Below are 21,329 nucleotides of genomic sequence, written 5' to 3' on the forward strand. Positions count from 1 at the left end.
CTTAACCCTCCTTGACCAGGCCGAGATCGGTGAGCACGTTGCGCGTCGCGCTGTAGTAACGCACGTAGCCGGTGCAACGGCAGATGTGGTGACCGAGGCTGTCCTCGATGACTTGCTCCAGCTGGCTTTTGACGATCGGTTGACGCTGCAGTTTTTCCACCAGCACGGTCGCGGCGTTGACGAAACCCGGCGCGCAGTAACTGCACTGGAAGGCAAACTCATCGACGAATCGCTGCTGGATCGGATTCAGCTCAGTGACCTTGCCCTGCTCGTCGCGCTTTGCATGGCCTTCGATGGTCCGCACTTTTTTGCCTTCGAAATAGTGCGCACCGGTAATGCAGGTGCGCACTTCTTCGCTGGTGCCGTCAGGGTTGTCGACGATCACCACACAGGCGTGGCAGATGCCCTGGCCGCAGCCCAGACGCGAGCCGGTGAGGTTTTTGTATTCGTGCAGGTAATCGATCATCGGCAGGTCATCAGGGATGTCCACCGGGCCGACGGATTGACCGTTGAGGGTCAGTTGAAGCGGACGGTTAGCCATTGAGGGCCTCCTTGATGCGTGCGGAAGTGATAGGCAGGTCGCGGACCCGTTTGCCGATGGCGTGGGCCACGGCGTTACCGATGGCACCGACCACCGGAATCATCACCACTTCGGCAATGCCCTTGGATGGATCGCTGGGCGACAGCGGCGGCAGTATCTCGGCCGTCTGCTTCCAGACTGCGACGTGGCGCGCCATCGGCAGGCGGTAACGGTTGAAGTTCCAGTCACCCTCCCCCGGCCCGCCTTCGTACAGCGGCATCTCTTCGAGCAACGCATGGCCGATGCCCATGGCGGTGCCGCCTTCGATCTGACCTTTCACCAACTCTTCCACCAGCACCCGACCGCACTCGACCCACGAGTGATGGTTGAGCACCTGGACTTCGGCCGAGCCCTTGTTCACTTTCAATTCCACCAGCGTCGCCACCGGGCTGTAGTAAGTCACGGCCGCGTTGTTCAGCTGGGTGTCCGGGTAATGGACGTTCTGCCGATCCAGCAGATGGAAACCGGCGCTGCTCATCTGCGCCTTTTTCACGCTTGGCGCGCCGTCGCCGTACTTGACTGCCAGGCCATCCAGCGGCAGGCGCTCACGCACGCCGTCGATGCTGAACTCGGCCTCGGCCCAGCTCCAGCGGTTGAAACCGTGCACCGTCGCGCCGGTGACCAGGCCTTTCTCATGAGCGAACTTGGCCAACTGCTCAAAGCTCAGCGGCTGCATGCCGTTGGCGGTGAGTTTGCCGTCGACCCAATGCGCGTCTTCGCGACGTACCACATACGGGTTGGCCTGACCGCCATAAGGACCTTGGCCCCAGATCTGCAGCGCTGCCGGCCACAAACCGTGGTTGAACAGCACACGCGCCGCTTCACGGGTGGCGTGGCTGAAGTAGTACGCGGAGTTGGTCGCCGACGAAGCGGAAGCCAACTTGCCGACCCAGCGCGGATTACGCAGGAATCCGTCCTGCTCGGCCTGGCTCATGATGTACGGGTTGCCGCTGGTGATCAGCTGCAACTCTTTCCACTCGGTCTCACCGGTCTTCACTTCATGCGCCGGGCTGCCAAGGAAATCCGCCACCACCATTGCTTGCGACGTGGACATGCCGGTGCCGATTTCAATGCCGATGTGACGCAGGTGGATGCGGCCTTCAGCGCTGAATTCGATGCTGGCCATCGGTGCTTCGGAACCGGTGCCGAAGTCTTTCTGGCAAATGGCAAAACCGATGCCGTACCAGTTGTCCGGGTCCTGGGCTTCTCGCTGTTTCTTGATCGCGTCGCGGTTTTTCCAGACTTCGTGAACGGCGGCCTTGTCGAGAATCTCGTGCAGGCGCAAGGCACCCGCCGGCACCGCGCCCTGGGTGTTTTTCATGCCCGAAACCATGGCGTTTTTCTTGCGCAGATCAATGGCGTCGATGCCGAGGCGATTGGCAATTTCATCGACCATCATCTCGGTGGACGCCATGCTTTGCAGGGTGCCATAACCGCGCATCGAGCCGGCTTCAACGGCGCGAGAGTGATAAGCCGTGACCTGCAGGTCGTTCTGCGGCATGTAGTAGATCGACTGCGCTGCCGTGGCGCCAACCGCCGCCACCGATGGGCTGTAATTGATGCGTCCACCGCCGTCGACGCTCATCTCGGCGCGGAAAATCTTGAAGCTGTGATCGGTCTTGTCGACAGCCAATTGGTAGCGGATGTCGAACGGGTGACGCTTGATGCCGCTCTGGAATTGTTCGTACCGATCGTTGGCCAGCCGCACCGGAACACCGGCGCCGTACAACGCCGCCAATGCCGCGTAATAAACGAAAATGTTGTGGTCTTTGGACCCGTAACCCACGGTGTAGCCGGGGTGCATGTTCAGGTTGGCCAGGCCGAAGCGGGACGGCGCGATCATCTTCGCGGTTTCCGTCGCGGCTTCCAGCGGACACTGAGTCGCCACCACGAAATGCAGGGTCTTGGTCGCCGGGTCGTACCAGCCGTTGCCGTTGTCCGGCTCCATCGCAGCGGGTTCGATCGAAGGGGTTTTGTAGCGTTCGTCGAACACCAGCCAGTTGTCTGGCGGAGTGTCTATCTGCTGCTTCATACGGTCGGCGTAGAACAAGCCGCGCTCGGTCAGGTTACCGTGCAAGTTCGGGTGGGAATTCCACACCGGGCGACGGTTTTTCAGCATCGGGAACAGGATCGAATCCTTGAGGCTGGCGAATTCGTCTTCGTCTGCCGAGGTCGCGCCGCCGACCCGCACATAGCGGAAGCTGCCGTAGGGATCGCCTTCGTAGAACGGCACCTGAGCACCGTAACGAATCGCTTTGTCATTGAATTTGAGTTTGGCCTTGGCCTGGCGGAAGCGCTCGAAGTCGTTCCAGATCAGGATCGCCACGGGATGCCCGATGAACATCGGCACCTTGCCTTCCGGCAGCAGCGGATCAGGCGCGTGCTCTTCGGGGAAGACGATGCCGTCCTTGTCCAGGTCCGCGGCGGTAACGATGCGGTCGGGCTGCAATTCGGCACCGAGCCACGCCAGGTCGTACCCGGCATAAATGCGGTCGGCCTTGGTGGTTTTCAGCAGCATGGCGTGGCCTTGCTGCTCGGGCCAGCCCGGCATGTCCTTGGCGCGGATGTCGCGGGCAAAGACTTTGCTGCCGCAGACCTTGGACAAGGCATCGTTACGCGAGCGCGCCTTGCCGTTGTTGCCGAGCCATTGCTCGGACGGCACGGTCACGCTGTTTTCCATCAAGGCCGCCAGCGCCTGACTGCTGAGCGGCGTGAGCGTGACGCTCACACCCGCCACCAGCCCGCCCTGCAGGAACGAGCGCCGGGATATATCACGGTTGGACATGGATCATCCTCTGGGCGGTTATGGGTCCGCCCTTCTGGTTATGTACGGGGAATCTCGAGTCTTGCAGAAGCCCTTCCTGACGATACAAAGGGCCGAATAGACAGTGCAAAGCTGACCGAAAGGTTAAGTTTATAGGCTTATACGCTCGCGGCAAATATCCAGACACGAAAAACTGACCAAAGAATCAAAATATTGCAGCGTTGCGCTGCAATAAATCGAAGTCGCGGTCGGAAAAATGGCCGATGGTGAACGACGGCTCATTCGCTACTCAGCGATTAAGTTCGGGCCGAGGTTTATTGGCGGAGGTTAATCAGGGAACTCATCGGCATTTTTTCCCCGGACGCAGCAACGGGCAGTTCGAGCAGTATTCAACGGGCTCGGTGGCCAAGTAGTAGAAGCAACAGGTTCGGCGAAAGCGGATGCTGCGTTGCCCCTCATCTACCAGCGTCGGCGGTCGACGAAAATGGCTCAGCGGGTTGTAATCGAGACCGAACAGCGCCGGTTCGGCTTGGGTCATCAGCCAGTTGAAATCCGCTTCACAGCGTTCGCGCACTGCTGGGTCGTCGATTGTCACCATATGTTTTTCATACAGTGAATAGACGCGAACGGCCGTGTTTTCCCAAAGGATGCGTCGGGAAACGCCGGTGACCCGATTGAAGGTTTGCCACAGCGGTTTTAGCAGATCGGCAAACAGCGCTTGAACGATGGATTCGCGCCAGGCTTCGCGCTTGCCCGCTTCATACGTCAGTAGACGGGAATGGCTAATCGGCATCGAAGACGTCCATAACCCGTCATCGTGACCGTATTCGACCACCGTGTTGTCCAGGGACATCAGCAAGCCTTTGTCATACATCGACATCGCATACAAACAGGCACCGGTCGCCAGAAACGACAAGCGCTTGCCCAGCAACGAGGCGGTAATCGCCCGAGTCGGCGAGCCGATCACCGGGCCCAACGCGTCCAGCAGTTGCACGCACACCTCTTCCTGCAACAAGTCCCGGGCCAGCAGCGAACGCAGCGAGTCGCGGTCGGCGCTGTCCTTGAGCCGCAACTCACCGGACAATGCCGCCCACTCTGAAGCCGTGAAGTGACCGGCCAGATTCATTGCGGCAGTTCCCGGCCAAACGGAATGCACAGCGGCGTGCCGAAGAACGGATCGGGGATGATCCGGCAATTGAGGTCGAACACGGTTTTGACCAACGCCTCGGTCAGTACCTCGTCGGGCCGGCCCTGGGCGAATGCGGTCTGGTTGTGCACCGCCACCATGTGGTCGGCGTAACGGCAGGCCAGGTTGAGGTCGTGGAGCACCATGATGATGGTTTTGTTTTCGAGCCGGTTGAGGTCGCGCAACAGATCCAACACTTCAATCTGATGCGCCAGGTCGAGGAATGTGGTCGGTTCGTCGAGCAACACGATGCCGGTGTCCTGGGCCAGGGTCATGGCGATCCAAGCGCGTTGGCGCTGCCCGCCGGACAATGCGTCCACCGGCCGATCCGCCAGGGCCAACAGACTGGTTTGCGCCAGCGCGCGGTTGACCATGGCTTCATCTTCCGCCGACCACTGCTGCATCCAGCTCTGATACGGATAGCGTCCCAGCGCCACCAGTTGCCGCACGGTAATGCCCTCCGGCGCGCTCGGTGTTTGCGGCAAGATCGCCAACTCCCAAGCCACGGCGGCAGTGGTTTTCTGCTGAATATCCACGCCGTTGAGAATCACTGAGCCCTGCTGCGGTTTCAGCAGCCGCGCGAAGGATTTGAGCAAGGTGCTTTTGCCGCAGCCATTGCTGCCGATCAATACCGAAATCTTGCCTTGGGGCAGTTGCATGTCCAGCGCGTCAATAATCACCTGGCGCTGATAACTCAGGGTCAGGCCGCGACTTGCAATCGACGTCATACGTTGAATTCCTTAATGACGTTGTTTAATCAACAGATAGAGAAAAAAGGGTGTGCCGAGCACGGCGACAAAAATCCCGGCGGGCAGGTCCAGCGGTAAAAACAGCGTGCGCCCGGCAACGTCGGCCAGCACCACCAGGTTCGCGCCGACCAGCGCGGCCATCACCGCCTGGCCGCCAAACCCCGGCGCCACCAGACGCTTGGCAATGTGCGGCGCGATCAGCCCGACAAACGCGATCGCCCCGCCCCAGGCAATCGCCGCACCGGCCAACGCCACGCTGACCAGCAACAAACCGGCGCGTAGCCATTGCACGCGCACGCCAATGTCCAGTGCGAGGCTGTCATCCAGTTGCTGTACCATCACCTGCCGCGCCAGGAAAACCAGCAGCGGACAAATGCCCAGCAGCCAGGCACCCAACGCCAGCGGCTCGGGCCAACTGGCGCCGTAGACGCTGCCGGTCAGCCAGACATAAGCCGACAGGGTCGTGGTCAACGGACTGAACACCAAAATGAATGTGGTGGCGGCGGTCAACATTGCCGAGATGCCGACGCCGATCAACACCAGCCGCAGCGGTGAGGCGCCCTGTTTCCAGGCCAGCAGATAAATCGCCAGTGCCGCCAGCCCCGCGCCGAGCATTGCCGCCAGCGGCAGATACTGTTGACCCAGCGCCACCGAGAAAAACGATAAATACAACACCGCCGCCGTACTGGCGCCGCTGGTGATGCCGAGCAAGTCAGGCGAGGCCAACGGATTGCGGATGATGCTTTGCAGAATCAGCCCGGACACCGACAACGCCGCGCCCACCAGCGCCGCCAGCAGGATGCGTGGAAAGCGCAATTGCTCGACGATAAACGTCAGGCTGGCGTCCTGGTTCGACAGCAGGATGCGCAGCACTTTCAGCGGCGAGAGCATGACTTTGCCCAGGGACAACGAGCCCAGCATGATCAGGGCCGTCACCATCAACGCCGCCAGCAATCGCCACAACGTCGCGATATTGATCCGCCGGGAGAACCCGCTACGACGCCAGGTCAGGACCTTATCCATAACGACCTCCACGACGGGCCAACAGAATGAAAAACGGCGCGCCGAACAGTGCGGTCATCACCCCCACCGGCACCTCTTGCGGCAAGATCAGCACCCGCGACAAGGTATCCGCCAGCAGCAAAACAATCGCGCCCAGCAGCGCGCACCCCGGCAGCAACCAGCGGTGATCAATCGACAAGCCTTTGCGCACCATGTGCGGCACCAGCAAACCGATAAACCCGATGCTGCCGGCCAACGCCACCGCACTGCCCGCCAGGCACACCACCAGCACGCTCATCAGCAGCCGGATCAATCCGGTTCGCTGGCCGAGGCCAGTAGCGATTTCTTCCCCGGCATTCAGCACGTTGACCTGCCCCGCCAACAGCATCGCGCCGAACAATCCGAGCACGCCACACAGCAGCAACGGCGCGGCGACCGACAGGCTGCGTTCGGTCAATGAACCCGCGAGCCAGAACAGCACCGTATCCAGCCCATCCTGATTGACCACCAGCAACGCCTGGCTGAATGCGGAGAACAACGCCGCCATCGCCGCACCCGCCAGCACAATGCGCAACGGGCTGAGACTGCCCTGCCCCATGTTGCCGATCAGCCACACCAGACTGCCCGCCACCGCCGCACCGATAAACGCGCACCACAGCCACGCGTCCGGGGACGACAGGGAGAACAACGACGAAAACAGGATGATAAAAAACGTCGCCCCGGCATTGATCCCGAACAGTCCGGGAGACGCCAGCGGATTGCGCGTCAGCGCTTGCATCAGGGCGCCGGCCACCGCGAGGCTCGCGCCCACCGCCATGGCCATCAAGGTCCGCGACAGACGTGTGGTGGTGACCAGCACATGGCTGACGCTCAAGGGATCGGGATGCACAAACGCCGCGAAAACCTGCGACAACGGAATCCAGGTGGCCCCGACCGCCAGGCTCAGCACAGCGCTCAGCAACAACACAACGCCCGCACTCCACATCTTCAACGCGTTACTCATGAGGCCGCGTCCGCCGTGACCAGGCGGGCAACGTCATCGAGCATCAGGTTCGCCCCGAGCATGCCGCCAGACAGGCTCCACGCGACGCCGTCGACCCGCCACACCTGGCCCTGTTGCGGTGCGCGCATTTGTTGCCACAGCGGGTGCTGCACCAGACTTTCATAATTTCGCTGCACTGCCGCTTTCTCCGCGCGCAAGAAGATGAAGAAAATATCGGCATTCACCACCGCCAGGCTTTCCTTGCTGGTGAGTTTGATCGACACCCCGCTCGCCGTCCGACTGGCTTCACTCCAGTCAAAGCCCAATTCAGTGATGACGGAACCCGCAAAGCTTGCCGGCAGATAGCTGCGGATGTGGTCCTCACGCACATCCAGAATCGACACGGTGGGCGGCCAGCGCCCGGCAAACTTGCGCTGCAATTGCAGACGCAATTGCGCCACACGCTGCTGCCAGTGGGCCAACACCTCATCGGCCCGTTGTTGCCGGTACAAGGCAACGCCCATAAGCGCCAGGGTCTTTTTGAACTCGAACACTTCCTCCAGCATCACCACCGGGGCGATCTGCTTCAGCAACGGGGCGATGCGTTCATGACGAAAGCGCGAGGCGATGATTACGTCTGGTTTCAACAGCGCGATGTCCTCCAGGCTGGGCTGGGTTTCCAGCCCGACATGGGGTACCGGCTCCAGCGCCGAACGCAAATAGCGATAGGTGGGTTTCTCGCTCCACGAATCGACGATGCCGCACGGCGTAACGCCCAACGCCACGGCGCTGTCGGTGGCGCCCTGAAACAGGGTGATCACCCGCAGCGGCGCGGCGTCGGTTTGCGCCCACACAGGCATGGAAAACCTGACTGCAAGCACGCCCAACGACAGGCGCAACAGCGTGCGCCTGGAGGGATGAGGTTGAAGTTCAGTCTTCACGATGCAACCGGTGGAAAGGGTTCACCACCTGGCCTTTGCCGAACGGCATGCTGCCGTGGCCGCCCGCCCGTTCGATCATCGGCGTAAGCAGCAACTTCTGTGGCCAGTGCGGTGAAGTTCATCCAATTATTTTCCTTCTACTCAAGCTGATTGAAAAAACCAGTGCATGGTCCGCACGCTCACCATGAACGCAAGGGGTAACCGGGGATAGCAGCCCCGGATAACTCGCAGCAATACTTCCTGTATGTGCCCCGTTTTCAGAAGTCGACGGTGGCGGACAGGAGATAGGTTCGTGGGGTCGAGAGCGTCAATCCGGGCTCACTGTCATCCGAGGCTCCGGCGGAACTCCAATAGCGCTTGTCCGCCACGTTCTCGACATTGGCCCGCAGGGTGATGATCTTCTCGTCGAGCTTGAACGCGTAGCGAGCGCCGACGTCCATGCGCGTCCAGGCGTCGATTTCCTTGACGTTGGACTGGTCCAGGTACTGCGAGCTGGAATAGATGGCGCGACTGGTCAGGGTCAGGCCTTCCACGGACCGCACGTCATATTCAGCACCCACATTGACGTTGTATTTCGGTGTGGCCGGTGCGCGGTTGCCGTCGAAGGTGCCGTTGGTGGTGTTGGTCAGCTCGCTGTCGATGTACATGACACCGCCCAGCAGGCGGACACCGTTGAGCGGTTCACCGAACACGCTCACTTCCATACCGGTGTTTTCGCGCTTGCCGTTCGGGCCGAAGACCCGCGTGATGGCGTTGGTTTCATAGGCCGGTTGCTTGATTTGGAACACCGCTGCCGTTACGGCGAACGGACCCGCGTCATATTTGGCACCGACCTCGACCTGGCGGCTGATAAACGGCGGGAAGATCTCGTCTTCGTTCACCGAGGTCGATGGCGCAATCTTGCCCTGGCTCAGGCCTTCCATGTAGTTGGCATACAGCGACAGCTTGTCGGTGGCCTTGAACAGGATGCCACCCGATGGCGAAACTTTTTCCTCGTCGTAGGCGGTGTTGCCCTTGATATTGTCCGACCAGTCGTCGACCTTCACGCGCTGCCAGCGGGCACCGAGCGTCAGCAGTACGCGGTCATCGAAGAAGCCCAGGGTGTCGGACAACGCCACGCCGCTAAAGCGGTTCTCGGTGTAGACCTTGGGATCCTGTCGCGTGGGCCGGACTGGTGTCGGTGTTTCCACGGGGTCGTAGAGGTTACTGGGGGATGCGGCATAACGGGCGCCGCCATTTTCAAAGTCCATGTAGAAGTAGCTGGCCGCCAGGTTGACTTCATGGCTGACAGGACCGGTGTGGAACCAGTTGCGCACACCCACATTCGCCGTGCGGACATTTTCGTCACGGGTGAAGTCGCGGGGCAGAACGCTGAAATCACCGGCGTCGTTGGTAATCGAAACGGCATGCCGGAGGAAGTCATGATTGCTTTTACGCGCCCCGACACCGCCGTACAGCATGACGGAATCACTAACGTCGAATTCGCCGTTCACCATACCGAAGGTGTCCTTGGTCCGCGCCTTGCTCCACGGCTGCGCATAGTTGCGGCGAACATCGCTGGCATGGGGAACCTGCGCGTTGGCGCCGACGGTCACACGCTCCTGCGGGGCATCAGTATCGCGCTCGGTGTGCCCGACATCCGTCGAGAGTCGCAGCCGATCACCGCGAAAATCCAGGCCCAGTACCGCCATGTCGCGGTCGACACTCTGGTGGTCCCATTCGGTATCACCGGACTGCTTCACACCGTTGAAACGAATCCCGAATTTGTCATCTTCACCAAAGCGCCGGCCGATATCCACGGCACCGCCGATCTGGTTGTTGGAGGCATAGTTGGCGGTGAGCGAGGTGATCGGCGTGTCGGTGGCGCGCTTGGGCACCACGTTGATCCCGCCACCGACACTGCCCCGCGGCGAGATGCCGTTGATCAGCTCGCTCGGGCCTTTGAGGATGTCGACGCGGTCGGCCATCTCCATGTCGATCGTATAGGTCGGCAGGACGCCGTAGAGGCCGTTATAGGAAACATCGCTGTTGAACAGGCTGAGCCCGCGAATCGTGAACTGCTCATAACGTCCGCCCGCCGGGTTGGTGACGCGAACCGACGGATCATTGGCAACCAGGTCACCCAAGGTACGCGCCTGCTGGTTCTTGACCACCTCGCTGGTGTAGGTGGTCATGCTGAACGGCGTTTCCATGAAATCTTTCGAGCCCAGCAAGCCTTGTGACCCTTTGCGCGCGACCTGTCCACCGGCATACGCCTCGCCGTCCGTTCCGCCCGTGGCACCGAGAACCGAAGTCGGCGCCAGTTGCAGGCTGCCGCCTTCTGGCACCGGGGTCAGGATGTACGCCTGCTCGCCCACCGGCTGCAATTGCAGACCGGAACCCTGCAACAGTCGAGCAAAGCCCTCCTCGACCGCGAACTCACCGGAAAGACCAGGGCTGTTGCGACCGCTGACGAGCGACGGATCCATTGACAGATTGACCCCGGCCAGTCCGGCGAAACGGGTCAGCGCGGCGCCGAGGCTGCCGGCCGGCACCTGATAACTGCGTCGCGAAGCATCGTCAGCCCAACCAGCAGTGATGAACAACGGACAGGCACTCAGGCTCAACAACAGGCTCAAGTGCAACAACGGGCGCAGCCTGAATGGAGCCAGACGCGTACTGCAAGACATCACTGCGGGCATTGAGAATCTCTCTGATTTCGTTTTACATGCCTTGAATGACAAGCAACACGAAAAAAGGGGACACGCCTCAAACACTATTTTTGCGCGGCAGCAGCGTTACCCAATAACGCGTGCGCGAATGCACTTCCAGCGGCAGGCTGGCCGCCAGCAACGCAAGGATGCGATCAGTGTCTTGCAGACGAAAACTACCGGTGACGCGCAGGGATTCCAGTTCGGGCTCCCAGCGCAATACGCCTGGACGATAGGTACTGAGTTCACGCAGGAAATCCCCCAAGGGTTGGTTTTGCGCCATCAGCACACCGTCGCGCCAGCCTGGGGCGAACACATCGAAGGGTTCCACAGCGCCGGCGCCCGCCGCTTGAAGGCTGACTTGCTGGCCGCCGCGCAATGAAAAGACTGGCCCGCGCAGAGGCTGCAACTGCACCGTGCCTTTAAGCACCGATACCTTGCACCCCGACGGCCCCTGACGAACGCACACGTCGCTCTGACTGACGATGACTTGCCCAAAGTGCGTCTGGATCGTCAGCGGTGCGGTGCCGGGCTCATTCAGCGCTATTTCGCCTTCTACGAGTTTCAGAAGCCGATTATTCATATCGAGATCGACGGCGCTCGCGGTGTTCAATTGCAGCGTACTGCCATCGATCAACCGGACTTTCTTGCCCTCCCCGGTCGCGGTGCGCAGGTCGGCTCCCCAGACATCCAGCGGCAATTGTCGACTGATCAGCCAGGCTGTCGGCACCAGCGCCACCGCGCCGACAGCGCGTTTGAGGACGGCGCGCCGACTCGCTTGCGGGCGGTCCAGACTGGCCATCGCCAGCGCGGGCGGAAGGTCGGCAAAGCGTTGGCGCAAGAGTTGCGCCCTTTGCCAGGCCTGTTCGTGACTGGAATGACTGTCGCGCCAACTTTGCAACTCGGCACGATCACGCTCATTGGCGGAACCGGACTCCATGAGCGCCAGCCACTGCGCGGCGGCCCTTACGACTTGTCGGGCTTCAGCCGAAGGTGCTGAACCGATCACAGTTCCACCAGCAGACAATGTTCATAGGCTTGCGCCATATAGCGCTTGATAGTGCGCTCCGAGACTTGCAGGCGCTCGGCGATCTCTTGATAACCCAGGCCTTCGAGCTGGCTCCAGAGAAATGCCCGTCGCACTGGCCTCGGCAAGCCATCAAGCAATTCGTCGAGCGCTTGCAGGGCTTCCAGCAGAATCCAGCGCTGCTCGGGGGATGGCACGCAGTCTTCAGGCAACAGCGCCAATGCATTGAGATAAGTCTGCTCCAGACTGCGACGCTTGTAGAAGTTGGTGAGCAGGCGCTTACCGACGGTCGCCAAGTAGGCGCGGGGTTCTTCCAGGTCAGCGATGCGTTGGGAGCTGGCGAGTAAACGCACGAACGTGTCCTGGCTGAGGTCCGCTGCATCGCTGCCATTGCTCATGCGTCGTCTCAACCAGCTTTCCAGCCAGCCCCGGTGGTCGCGGTACAGGTCGTGGAAGGTTTGCCCCGTCGGCATCGCCGCATCACTCATCTATAGAAACCCTGCGCGAAGAAATATTTTAAATGCGACTCATTCTAATTAGTGTTGAGGCGTCAGATAAAGCGCTTTGTGCGCTTTGCACCCAGTGAACACTTGAATGAATGAGTAACGGATGGGAGATTTCGGCGTGCAGGCACCGGCTAATCATGGCTGCGGGTGATTGAGGGGAATTATCAAGAAAGGGCAAAATTCATTGCAGATCTGCACCGGCGTGACCGATGCGAATCCCTGATGACCAGGGGAAAGGAGGGAAAAGCCAAATCGCAGACACAAAAAACCCCGGTCTTTCGACCAGGGTCTTTGCTATCGACTCAAAGATAGCCAGCGGCTTTCTTTGTAGCTTCAAGGCGTTCAGTGGGCCTTGAAGCAGATATGGCGCAGCGGACGGGACTCGAACCCGCGACCCCCGGCGTGACAGGCCGGTATTCTAACCGACTGAACTACCGCTGCGTATCGCTTTGGACTTGCGTCCAAGTAACTCGTCTGACTGGAAGCTTCGAGGCTTTCAATCTCGAACCAGGCGAACCTGACTCGGAAAATATGGCGCAGCGGACGGGACTCGAACCCGCGACCCCCGGCGTGACAGGCCGGTATTCTAACCGACTGAACTACCGCTGCGCGTCGGTGGAGGCTTTTAAAAGCTTCCATCTTGCTTTCGCAAGACTCTCAAGAAGTGGTGGGTGATGACGGGATCGAACCGCCGACCCTCTGCTTGTAAGGCAGATGCTCTCCCAGCTGAGCTAATCACCCTTTGCTTCGTTGAGGCCGCGAAATTTACGCAGGTAGCGAACCTAAGTCAATAGCAGGATTGAAGTTTTTTTCAAAACAGCTTCAAGTCACAAGCTTCAAGCGGCCAGTAAAAGCCGGATTGCGGATTGAGGGCCTGCACGGGCTCGCCTTTAATTGCCGCTTGTAGCTTGAGACCTGCAGCTTCTACGCGTAGACCATCTTCTTGGTCATGCCGCCATCGACCACAAACTCCTGGCCCGTGACGAAACCGGCGTTCTTCGACAGTAGCCAGGCCACCATCGCCGCGACGTCTTCGACCGCCCCTACCCTGCCCGCAGGATGCTGGGCATGATCGGCATCGGTCAACGGCTCGGCACGTCGTACCGCCGGATCCCGGGTATCGATCCAGCCCGGGCTCACCGCGTTTACCCGAATCTCCGGCCCGAGACTGATGGCCAATGCGTGAGTCAGGGCCAACAGACCGCCCTTGCTCGCCGCATAGGCCTCTGTGTCCGGCTCCGACTGTGCGGCGCGGGTCGAGGCCAGGTTGACGATCGCACCGCTGTGAGCGCGCAGATAAGGCGCACAGTGCTTGGCCAACAGCATCGGCCCACTGAGATTGACCGCCAACACACGGTTCCAGTACGCCAGATCAAGACTTTCCAGGGTGATGTTGTGCGGATCGGCCACCGCCGCGTTACACACCAGCGCATCCAGACGCCCGAATTGCCCCAACACTTCGGCGACACCCAACGCCACTTGACCCTCGTTCGAAACGTCCATGGCGATGAACCAGGCGTTTTCGCCCAGCACCTTCGCCACCTTCGAACCCCGCGCTCGATCCAGATCGGTCAGCACCACCTGCCAGCCTTCGCAGATCAGCCAGGCCGCGATCCCCAGACCAATGCCGCGCGCGGCCCCCGTGACCAGTGCAACGCGGCCATGGGTGCCAGTGCCCGGTGTGGACATCTCGATCACAAGGCAGCCAACCCGCGCGCCAGATCGGCTTGCAGGTCAGCCACGTCTTCCAGACCGACCGCGATGCGGATCAGGCTGTCACGGATACCCGCCGCTTCACGCTCTTGCGGCGCCAGACGGCCGTGGGAGGTGGTGCTCGGGTGCGTGATGGTGGTTTTAGTGTCACCAAGGTTGGCGGTGATCGAAATCAGGCGCGTCGCGTCGATAAAGCGCCAGGCGCCATCTTTGCCGCCCTTGACCTCGAAACTCACCACGGCGCCGAAACCTTTTTGCTGACGCAAGGCGAGTTCGTGCTGCGGATGGCTCTTGAGGCCGGCGTAATGGACTTTCTCGATGCCATCCTGCTGCTCCAGCCACTCGGCCAGTTGCTGCGCGTTGGCGCAATGCGCCTTCATGCGCAGGCCAAGGGTTTCGAGGCCCTTGAGGAAGATCCAGGCGTTGAACGGGCTCAGCGTCGGCCCGGCGGTCCGCAGGAAGCCGACGACTTCTTTCATTTGTTCGCTACGGCCGGCCACCACACCGCCCATGCAACGGCCCTGGCCATCGATGAACTTGGTCGCCGAATGCACGACGATGTCCGCACCCATCTTCAGCGGCTGTTGCAGCGCCGGGGTGCAGAAGCAGTTGTCGACCACCAGCATCGCGCCTTTGGCGTGAGCGATTTTCGACAACTCGGCGATGTCCACCAGCTCGGCCAATGGATTGGACGGCGATTCGACGAACAGCAATTTGGTGTTGGCCTTGATCGCCGCATCCCAGCCGGACAAGTCCGCCAGGGGCACGTAATCGACTTCGATGCCGAAGCGCTTGAAATATTTCTCGAACAGGCTGATGGTCGAGCCGAATACGCTGCGCGACACCAGCACATGGTCGCCGGCGCTGCACAGGCTCATGACCACGGCCATGATCGCGGCCATGCCGGTGGCGGTGGCCACGGCTTGCTCGGCGCTTTCCAGAGCAGCAATGCGCTCTTCGAACGCACGCACGGTCGGGTTGGTGTAGCGCGAGTAAACGTTGCCCGGCACTTCCCCGGCAAAGCGAGCCGCCGCGTCAGCAGCGGTGCGGAAGACATAGCTGGAAGTGAAGAACATCGGATCACCGTGTTCGGCTTCCGGCGTACGGTGCTGACCGGCGCGTACGGCCAGGGTATCGAACGCTACGCCTTCGAGGTCGCTGTCCAGCCGACCGGCATCCCAATCCTGACTCATGCTGTCACTCCTTGCCTTGCTCATCTAGTAGATACAAAACCGGCCCCTCAGGGCCGGTTGTCACTCAGTTGTTATACAGATCAATGATCGCGCTGACTGCCTGCGTCTTGACCTTGGAGGCATCGTTACGAGCCTGCTCGATCTTGTTCAGGTAAGCCTCGTCGACGTCGCCGGTGACGTACTGGCCGTCGAACACCGCGCAATCGAACTTTTCGATCTTGATCTTGCCGCCACCGACCGCTTCGATCAAGTCAGGCAGGTCCTGATAGATCAGCCAGTCGGCACCGATCAGGTCGGCCACGTCCTGGGTCGAACGGTTGTGGGCGATCAGTTCATGAGCGCTCGGCATGTCGATGCCATAGACGTTCGGGTAGCGAACGGCCGGGGCAGCGGAGCAGAAGTAGACGTTTTTCGCGCCGGCTTCACGGGCCATCTGGATGATCTGCTTGCACGTGGTGCCGCGAACGATCGAGTCGTCCACCAGCATCACGTTCTTGCCGCGGAATTCCAGCTCAATGGCGTTGAGCTTCTGGCGTACGGATTTTTTCCGCGCTGCCTGGCCCGGCATGATGAAGGTCCGGCCGATGTAGCGGTTCTTCACGAAGCCTTCGCGGAACTTGACGCCCAAGTGGTTCGCCAGTTCCAGGGCCGCGGTGCGGCTGGTGTCCGGAATCGGGATGACCACGTCGATGTCGTGCTCCGGACGCTCGCGCAGGATCTTCTCGGCGAGCTTCTCACCCATGCGCAGACGGGCCTTGTAGACCGACACGCCGTCGATGATCGAATCCGGACGCGCCAGGTAGACGTGTTCGAAGATGCACGGGGTCAGTGACGGGTTGGTCGCGCACTGACGGGTGTGCAGCTTGCCGTCTTCAGTGATGTAGACCGCTTCGCCCGGTGCCAGGTCGCGAATCAGGGTGAAACCGAGCACGTCCAGGGACACGCTTTCGGAGGCGATCATGTATTCGACGCCTTCGTCGGTGTGACGCTGACCGAACACGATCGGGCGGATGCCGTGCGGGTCGCGGAAACCGACGATGCCGTAACCGGTCACCATCGCCACGACTGCATAACCGCCGACGCAACGGTTGTGCACGTCAGTGACCGCCGCAAACACGTCTTCTTCGGTTGGCTGCAACTTGCCGCGCTGGGCCAGTTCGTGCGCAAACACGTTCAGCAGCACTTCAGAATCGGAATTGGTGTTGACGTGGCGCAGGTCAGATTCGTAAATCTCCTTGGCCAACTGTTCAACGTTGGTCAGGTTACCGTTGTGCGCCAACGTGATGCCGTAAGGCGAGTTGACGTAAAACGGTTGAGCTTCGGCCGAGGTCGAGCTGCCTGCGGTCGGGTAACGCACATGGCCAATGCCCATGTGGCCGACGAGGCGCTGCATGTGACGCTGATGGAACACGTCACGCACCAGGCCATTGTCCTTGCGCAGGAATAACCGGCCATCATGGCTGGTCACGATACCGGCAGCGTCCTGGCCGCGGTGCTGGAGCACGGTTAGCGCGTCATACAGCGCCTGATTGACGTTCGACTTACCGACGATACCGACGATGCCACACATGCGACGCAACCCCTACTTAATGGATCTGAACTGAACACAACTCACAGAGGCGTTTTGGCCATCGGCAAGAGGTGCTCCTTGAACGGTATCTCAGCGGGTACGCTGATACCGCTGGCAAGCCACTGACTGCTCCACCCGAGGATCAGGTTTTTGGACCAGTCTGCGACCAATAGAAATTTTGGCACGAGCTGGGACTGCTGCCACCACCCGTCCTGCTGTACCGGCCCCAGGCTCAACAGCCCGACCGCCACGACCACCAGCAACACGCCACGCGCAGCGCCGAAGGCCATGCCGAGGAATCGATCGGTCCCGGACAACCCGGTGACGCGAACCAACTCGCCGATAAGATAATTGATCATTGCGCCTACGATTAACGTGGCGACAAACATGATGGCACAGCCCGTGATCACACGAGCCGATGGAGTTTGGATGTATCCGGCGAGGTACTCGGACAATGAACCACCGAACATCCAGGCGACGACTCCTGCGATGATCCAGGTCACCAGCGATAGTGCTTCTTTTACGAAGCCGCGGCTCAGACTGATCAATGCGGAGATGGCGACGATTGCAACGATCGCCCAGTCAACCCAGGTAAATGGCACAGTGCAGCCTACAGACGGATAAGGCGGCGCATTTTAGCAGAGCGCATGACTATCGGTAAGCTGCGATTTTCAGTGCATTTCAAATCGGGTCGATAGTTTTAATTGCGTTCAGGCTGGAAACGCACCACGAACCCCTTGAGATTCTTCTGGCGGCCCAGCAAGTCACGCAGACGATCGGCCTCGGCACGCTCGATCAGCGGTCCGACAAATACCCGGTTCTTGCCGTCGGCTGTACGGATGTAGGCGTTGTAGCCCTGACTGCGCAGGTCTTTTTGCAGACTTTCCGCGCTTTCACGGCTCGACAGGCTGGCCAGTTGCACCGACCAGCTGACCGACAGACCATTGGCGTCGACGCGGCTCTGAGTGGTGTCGGGCTTGCCTGGCGCAGCCGAAATCGGCTGAGACGGCGCGACTGAAGGCTTGGCAGCCAAAGCGGGCACCGGAGCTGGCGCTGGTGCGACCGGCTTGGCGGCAGGCGCGACGGGTGCGGCAGGCGCGATCGGCTTCGCCGGCACGACCGGCTGAGCGACCTCGTCATCACTCGGCACAGGTTCCTCAGGCAACGCCTGTGGTTCTGGCACCACCACAGGATCGACCTGCACTTGCGGCACGGATGGTGCGCGCGGCGCAGACGGCGCTTCGACGGTTACCTGACGCTGTTCGTCCTGACGGGAAAACAGCATCGGCAGGAAAATCACCGCCAGCGCCACCAGAACCAGGGCGCCAACCATGCGTTGTTTGTATGCCTTATCCAGCAATGCCATTTGCCGCTTCCTCCGTGGAGCGCCGGGCCAGCCATTCAAGGGCCTCGGCGACACAATAAAATGATCCGAACAACAGAATCTCGTCGTCGCTTGTCGCCAGCGCACACTGCCCTTCCAGGGCCGCAGCCACGCTGCCGTAGGACGTTACCGCGGCGCCAAGGTTCTGCAACGCGGCCTGCAAGTCGGCAACCGGACGCGCCCGCGGTGAATTCAGCGGCGCAACCGCCCATTGCTGGACACTAGCATTCAATTCGCCGATGACACCATCCAGATCCTTGTCCGCCAACAATCCGAACACCGCCAGACGCTTGCCGACCGGCGGACGGCTAGCCAGACGGCTAGCCAGATACTCGGCGGCATGCGGGTTATGCCCCACATCCAGCAACAGGTTCAGGCGCTTGCCCTGCCAGTCGAACTGACGGCGATCAAGGCGACCGACCACCCGCGTCGCTTTCAGCGCCTCGACAATCTGCGCATCCACCCACGGCAATCCGAGCAACAAGTACGCCTGCAAAGCCAGTGCGGCGTTTTCCATCGGCAGGTCGAGCAACGGCAGGTCGTGCAATTCGACCACACGCCCTTGAGCGTCCAGACCGCGCCATTGCCAATTGTGATCGGTCACACCGAGATCAAAGTCGCGGCCACGCAGGAAAAACGGGCAAGCCAGCTCGCGCGCCTTGTCCAGCAGCGGTTGCGGAGGATTCAGATCGCCACAGAGCGCAGGCGCACCCTGACGGAAGATGCCGGCCTTCTCAAAGGCCACGGACTCACGGGTATTGCCCAGATAGTCTGCATGATCGACGCCGATGCTGGTGACCAGCGCCATATCGGCGTCGACCACGTTGACCGTGTCCAGACGCCCGCCCAGGCCGACTTCCAGCACCACGGCATCAAGCCCTGCCTGTTGAAACAGCCAGAACGCCGCCAGGGTGCCCATTTCGAAATACGTCAGGGACGTATCGCCACGGCCCGCCTCCACCGCAGCGAAGGCTTCGCACAGTTCAGCATCAGTGGCTTCGACGCCGTTGACCTGCACCCGCTCGTTGTAACGCAGCAGGTGCGGAGAATTGTAGACACCCACCTTCAGGCCCTGCGCCCGCAGCAATGAAGCCACGAATGCGCAGGTGGAACCCTTGCCGTTGGTGCCGGTGACCGTGATCACCCGAGGCGCCGGCTTGCCCAGCCCCATGCGGGACGCTACCTGTTGCGAACGCTCCAGGCCCATGTCGATGGCCGAAGGGTGCAACTGCTCAAGGTAGGCGAGCCATTCGCCAAGGGTACGTTCGGTCATATGTTCGCAGGTACCGGCGGAACCACGATCGGCTCGATTGGCGCGGCGACGAATTTCGGCGTCGGCAGGCCCATCATTTGTGCCAGCAGGTTGCCCAGGCGCGGACGCAGTTCCTGACGGTGAATGATCATGTCGATTGCGCCGTGTTCCAGCAGGAACTCACTGCGCTGGAAACCTTCCGGCAGTTTTTCACGCACGGTTTGCTCGATCACGCGCGGACCGGCGAAGCCGATCAGGGCCTTGGGCTCACCGACGATCACGTCGCCAAGCATTGCCAGGCTGGCGGAAACGCCGCCGTAGACCGGGTCAGTCAGCACGGAGATGAACGGAATGCCTTCTTCACGCAGACGCGCCAGCACCGCAGAGGTCTTGGCCATTTGCATCAGGGAGATCAGGGCTTCCTGCATCCGCGCACCACCAGATGCGGCGAAGCAGATCATTGGGCAGCGGTTTTCCAGGGCGTAGTTGGCGGCGCGGACAAATCGCTCGCCGACGATTGCGCCCATCGAACCACCCATGAAGGAGAATTCGAAGGCCGAGACCACTACCGGCATGCCCAACAGGGTACCGCTCATGGAAATCAGTGCGTCTTTTTCGCCGGTCTGCTTCTGGGCAGCGGTCAGGCGATCCTTGTACTTCTTGCCGTCGCGGAATTTCAGACGGTCAACCGGCTCCAGGTCCGCGCCCAGTTCGGCACGGCCTTCAGCGTCGAGGAAGATGTCGATGCGCGCGCGCGCGCCGATACGCATGTGATGGTTGCACTTGGGGCAAACGTCCAGGGTCTTTTCCAGCTCTGGACGATACAACACAGCCTCGCAAGACGGGCATTTGTGCCACAGACCTTCAGGCACCGAGCTCTTCTTGACCTCGGAACGCATGATCGAAGGGATCAGTTTGTCTACTAACCAGTTGCTCATGCTTTCTTTCTCCAGTACCGGCGGCCCGAACGCTCTGGTTCGCAGCCCCGCGTATGCCCTTGAGCTAAATTCATATGTGTGGCGATGATCAGTGGATGGCCGGGTCAGTGAAGCGTGACCTGCGTACAACCCAAAAATCCTCAGCCATGCGTGTGGACGGCGGCAGTGTGCCAGCCGTCACATCGACGTACCGCGTACCGCTTTGATGAATGCCTGAATCTTTGCGTGATCCTTGATGCCCTTGCTCGCTTCTACCCCACCGCTGACGTCCACTGCGTAAGGCCGCACCCGAGTAATGGCTTCGGCCACGTTTTCCGGGGTCAGGCCACCCGCGAGGATGATCGGTTTGCTCAAGCCTGGTGGTATCAATGACCAGTCGAACGCCTCACCGGTTCCGCCAGGGATCCCTTCCACGTAAGCGTCCAGCAAGATCCCGCTGGCACTTGGAAACGCATCGCATGCCGCGGCGATGTCGTCGCCGGCCTTGACCCGCAACGCCTTGATGTAAGGACGGTGCCAGCCTTCACACTCTGCCGCTGTTTCGTCGCCATGGAATTGCAGCAAGTCCAGCGGCACGGCGTCGAGCAATTCGCCCAACTCGCAGCTGCTGGCGTTGACGAACAATCCCACGGTGGTCACGAACGGCGGCAATGCGCTGATGATCGAGCGAGCCTGCTGGAACGTGACTGCCCGGGGGCTTTTGGCATAGAACACGAACCCGATGGCATCCGCCCCGGCCTCGACCGCCGCCAACGCATCTTCTATGCGGGTAATCCCACAAATCTTGCTGCGAACGGCTGACATGTCGATAGAACCTCAGGGCAAATCCGAGAAAGTCCCGGATGGTAACAA

18 protein-coding genes and 3 tRNA genes are annotated in these 21,329 nt (G+C 60.7%); all 21 read right to left on the reverse strand.

Features of this window, described 5'->3' with window-relative positions:
• Position 1 precedes the first annotated feature (1 nt).
• The gene (locus tag HNR03_RS02225; RefSeq protein ID WP_222585568.1) at positions 2 to 541 is read right to left on the reverse strand and encodes a (2Fe-2S)-binding protein; all 540 of its coding nucleotides are present in this window, start codon (positions 539 to 541) and stop codon (positions 2 to 4) included.
• On the reverse strand, positions 534 to 3,365 hold the full coding sequence (locus HNR03_RS02230; protein ID WP_259150441.1) for a xanthine dehydrogenase family protein molybdopterin-binding subunit: 2,832 nt from the start codon (positions 3,363 to 3,365) through the stop codon (positions 534 to 536). The genes HNR03_RS02225 and HNR03_RS02230 overlap by 8 nt, the downstream gene beginning before the upstream one ends.
• 319 nt (positions 3,366 to 3,684) lie before the next feature.
• Complete coding sequence (locus HNR03_RS02235) at positions 3,685 to 4,470, reverse strand: IucA/IucC family C-terminal-domain containing protein (RefSeq protein WP_259150442.1); 786 nt, start codon at positions 4,468 to 4,470, stop codon at positions 3,685 to 3,687.
• On the reverse strand, positions 4,467 to 5,258 hold the full coding sequence (locus HNR03_RS02240) for an ABC transporter ATP-binding protein (RefSeq protein WP_259150443.1): 792 nt from the start codon (positions 5,256 to 5,258) through the stop codon (positions 4,467 to 4,469). Before HNR03_RS02240 ends, HNR03_RS02235 begins: the two co-directional genes overlap by 4 nt.
• Positions 5,259 to 5,270: 12 nt before the next feature.
• Positions 5,271 to 6,302, reverse strand: coding sequence for an iron chelate uptake ABC transporter family permease subunit (locus tag HNR03_RS02245; RefSeq protein WP_259150444.1), 1,032 nt, complete (start codon positions 6,300 to 6,302; stop codon positions 5,271 to 5,273).
• Positions 6,295 to 7,284, reverse strand: a complete 990-nt coding sequence (locus tag HNR03_RS02250; protein ID WP_259150445.1) for an iron ABC transporter permease — start codon at positions 7,282 to 7,284, stop codon at positions 6,295 to 6,297. The genes HNR03_RS02245 and HNR03_RS02250 overlap by 8 nt, the downstream gene beginning before the upstream one ends.
• A complete protein-coding gene (locus HNR03_RS02255; RefSeq protein WP_259150446.1) occupies positions 7,281 to 8,204 on the reverse strand; it encodes an ABC transporter substrate-binding protein in 924 nt (307 codons plus the stop codon). Before HNR03_RS02255 ends, HNR03_RS02250 begins: the two co-directional genes overlap by 4 nt.
• A 257-nt stretch (positions 8,205 to 8,461) precedes the next feature.
• Positions 8,462 to 10,885: a TonB-dependent receptor gene (locus tag HNR03_RS02260; RefSeq protein ID WP_259150447.1), complete on the reverse strand. Its 2,424-nt coding sequence runs from the start codon at positions 10,883 to 10,885 to the stop codon at positions 8,462 to 8,464.
• Between the two features lie 67 nt (positions 10,886 to 10,952).
• On the reverse strand, positions 10,953 to 11,903 hold the full coding sequence (locus HNR03_RS02265) for a FecR domain-containing protein (protein ID WP_259150449.1): 951 nt from the start codon (positions 11,901 to 11,903) through the stop codon (positions 10,953 to 10,955).
• Complete coding sequence (locus HNR03_RS02270) at positions 11,900 to 12,409, reverse strand: sigma-70 family RNA polymerase sigma factor (RefSeq protein ID WP_259150450.1); 510 nt, start codon at positions 12,407 to 12,409, stop codon at positions 11,900 to 11,902. Before HNR03_RS02270 ends, HNR03_RS02265 begins: the two co-directional genes overlap by 4 nt.
• Positions 12,410 to 12,791: 382 nt before the next feature.
• Positions 12,792 to 12,868 (reverse strand) — tRNA-Asp (locus tag HNR03_RS02275).
• A 91-nt stretch (positions 12,869 to 12,959) separates the two neighbouring features.
• Positions 12,960 to 13,036: transfer RNA gene (locus HNR03_RS02280), tRNA-Asp, on the reverse strand.
• Between the two features lie 56 nt (positions 13,037 to 13,092).
• Positions 13,093 to 13,168, reverse strand: a tRNA-Val gene (locus HNR03_RS02285).
• Positions 13,169 to 13,351: 183 nt separating this feature from the next.
• A complete protein-coding gene (locus HNR03_RS02290) occupies positions 13,352 to 14,116 on the reverse strand; it encodes an SDR family oxidoreductase (RefSeq protein ID WP_259152069.1) in 765 nt (254 codons plus the stop codon).
• A gap of 5 nt (positions 14,117 to 14,121) precedes the next feature.
• The gene (locus tag HNR03_RS02295) at positions 14,122 to 15,333 is read right to left on the reverse strand and encodes an O-succinylhomoserine sulfhydrylase (protein WP_090182294.1); all 1,212 of its coding nucleotides are present in this window, start codon (positions 15,331 to 15,333) and stop codon (positions 14,122 to 14,124) included.
• A gap of 64 nt (positions 15,334 to 15,397) precedes the next feature.
• The gene (gene purF / locus HNR03_RS02300) at positions 15,398 to 16,903 is read right to left on the reverse strand and encodes an amidophosphoribosyltransferase (RefSeq protein WP_010456022.1); all 1,506 of its coding nucleotides are present in this window, start codon (positions 16,901 to 16,903) and stop codon (positions 15,398 to 15,400) included.
• Positions 16,904 to 16,944: 41 nt separating this feature from the next.
• Complete coding sequence (locus HNR03_RS02305) at positions 16,945 to 17,505, reverse strand: CvpA family protein (RefSeq protein WP_222585559.1); 561 nt, start codon at positions 17,503 to 17,505, stop codon at positions 16,945 to 16,947.
• Positions 17,506 to 17,603: 98 nt separating this feature from the next.
• Positions 17,604 to 18,269, reverse strand: coding sequence for an SPOR domain-containing protein (locus HNR03_RS02310; protein WP_259150452.1), 666 nt, complete (start codon positions 18,267 to 18,269; stop codon positions 17,604 to 17,606).
• Positions 18,253 to 19,560, reverse strand: a complete 1,308-nt coding sequence (gene folC, locus HNR03_RS02315) for a bifunctional tetrahydrofolate synthase/dihydrofolate synthase (RefSeq protein WP_259150453.1) — start codon at positions 19,558 to 19,560, stop codon at positions 18,253 to 18,255. The genes HNR03_RS02310 and folC overlap by 17 nt, the downstream gene beginning before the upstream one ends.
• Positions 19,557 to 20,477 carry an acetyl-CoA carboxylase, carboxyltransferase subunit beta gene (accD, locus tag HNR03_RS02320; RefSeq protein WP_056744405.1) on the reverse strand — a complete coding sequence of 307 codons (921 nt, stop codon included), beginning with the start codon at positions 20,475 to 20,477 and terminating at the stop codon, positions 19,557 to 19,559. The genes folC and accD overlap by 4 nt, the downstream gene beginning before the upstream one ends.
• Before the next feature lie 177 nt (positions 20,478 to 20,654).
• On the reverse strand, positions 20,655 to 21,281 hold the full coding sequence (locus tag HNR03_RS02325; RefSeq protein ID WP_259150454.1) for a phosphoribosylanthranilate isomerase: 627 nt from the start codon (positions 21,279 to 21,281) through the stop codon (positions 20,655 to 20,657).
• Positions 21,282 to 21,329 lie beyond the last annotated feature (48 nt).

Origin of the sequence: Pseudomonas sp. JAI111, assembly GCF_024809425.1 — a bacterium.
Taxonomy (GTDB): Bacteria; Pseudomonadota; Gammaproteobacteria; order Pseudomonadales; family Pseudomonadaceae; genus Aquipseudomonas.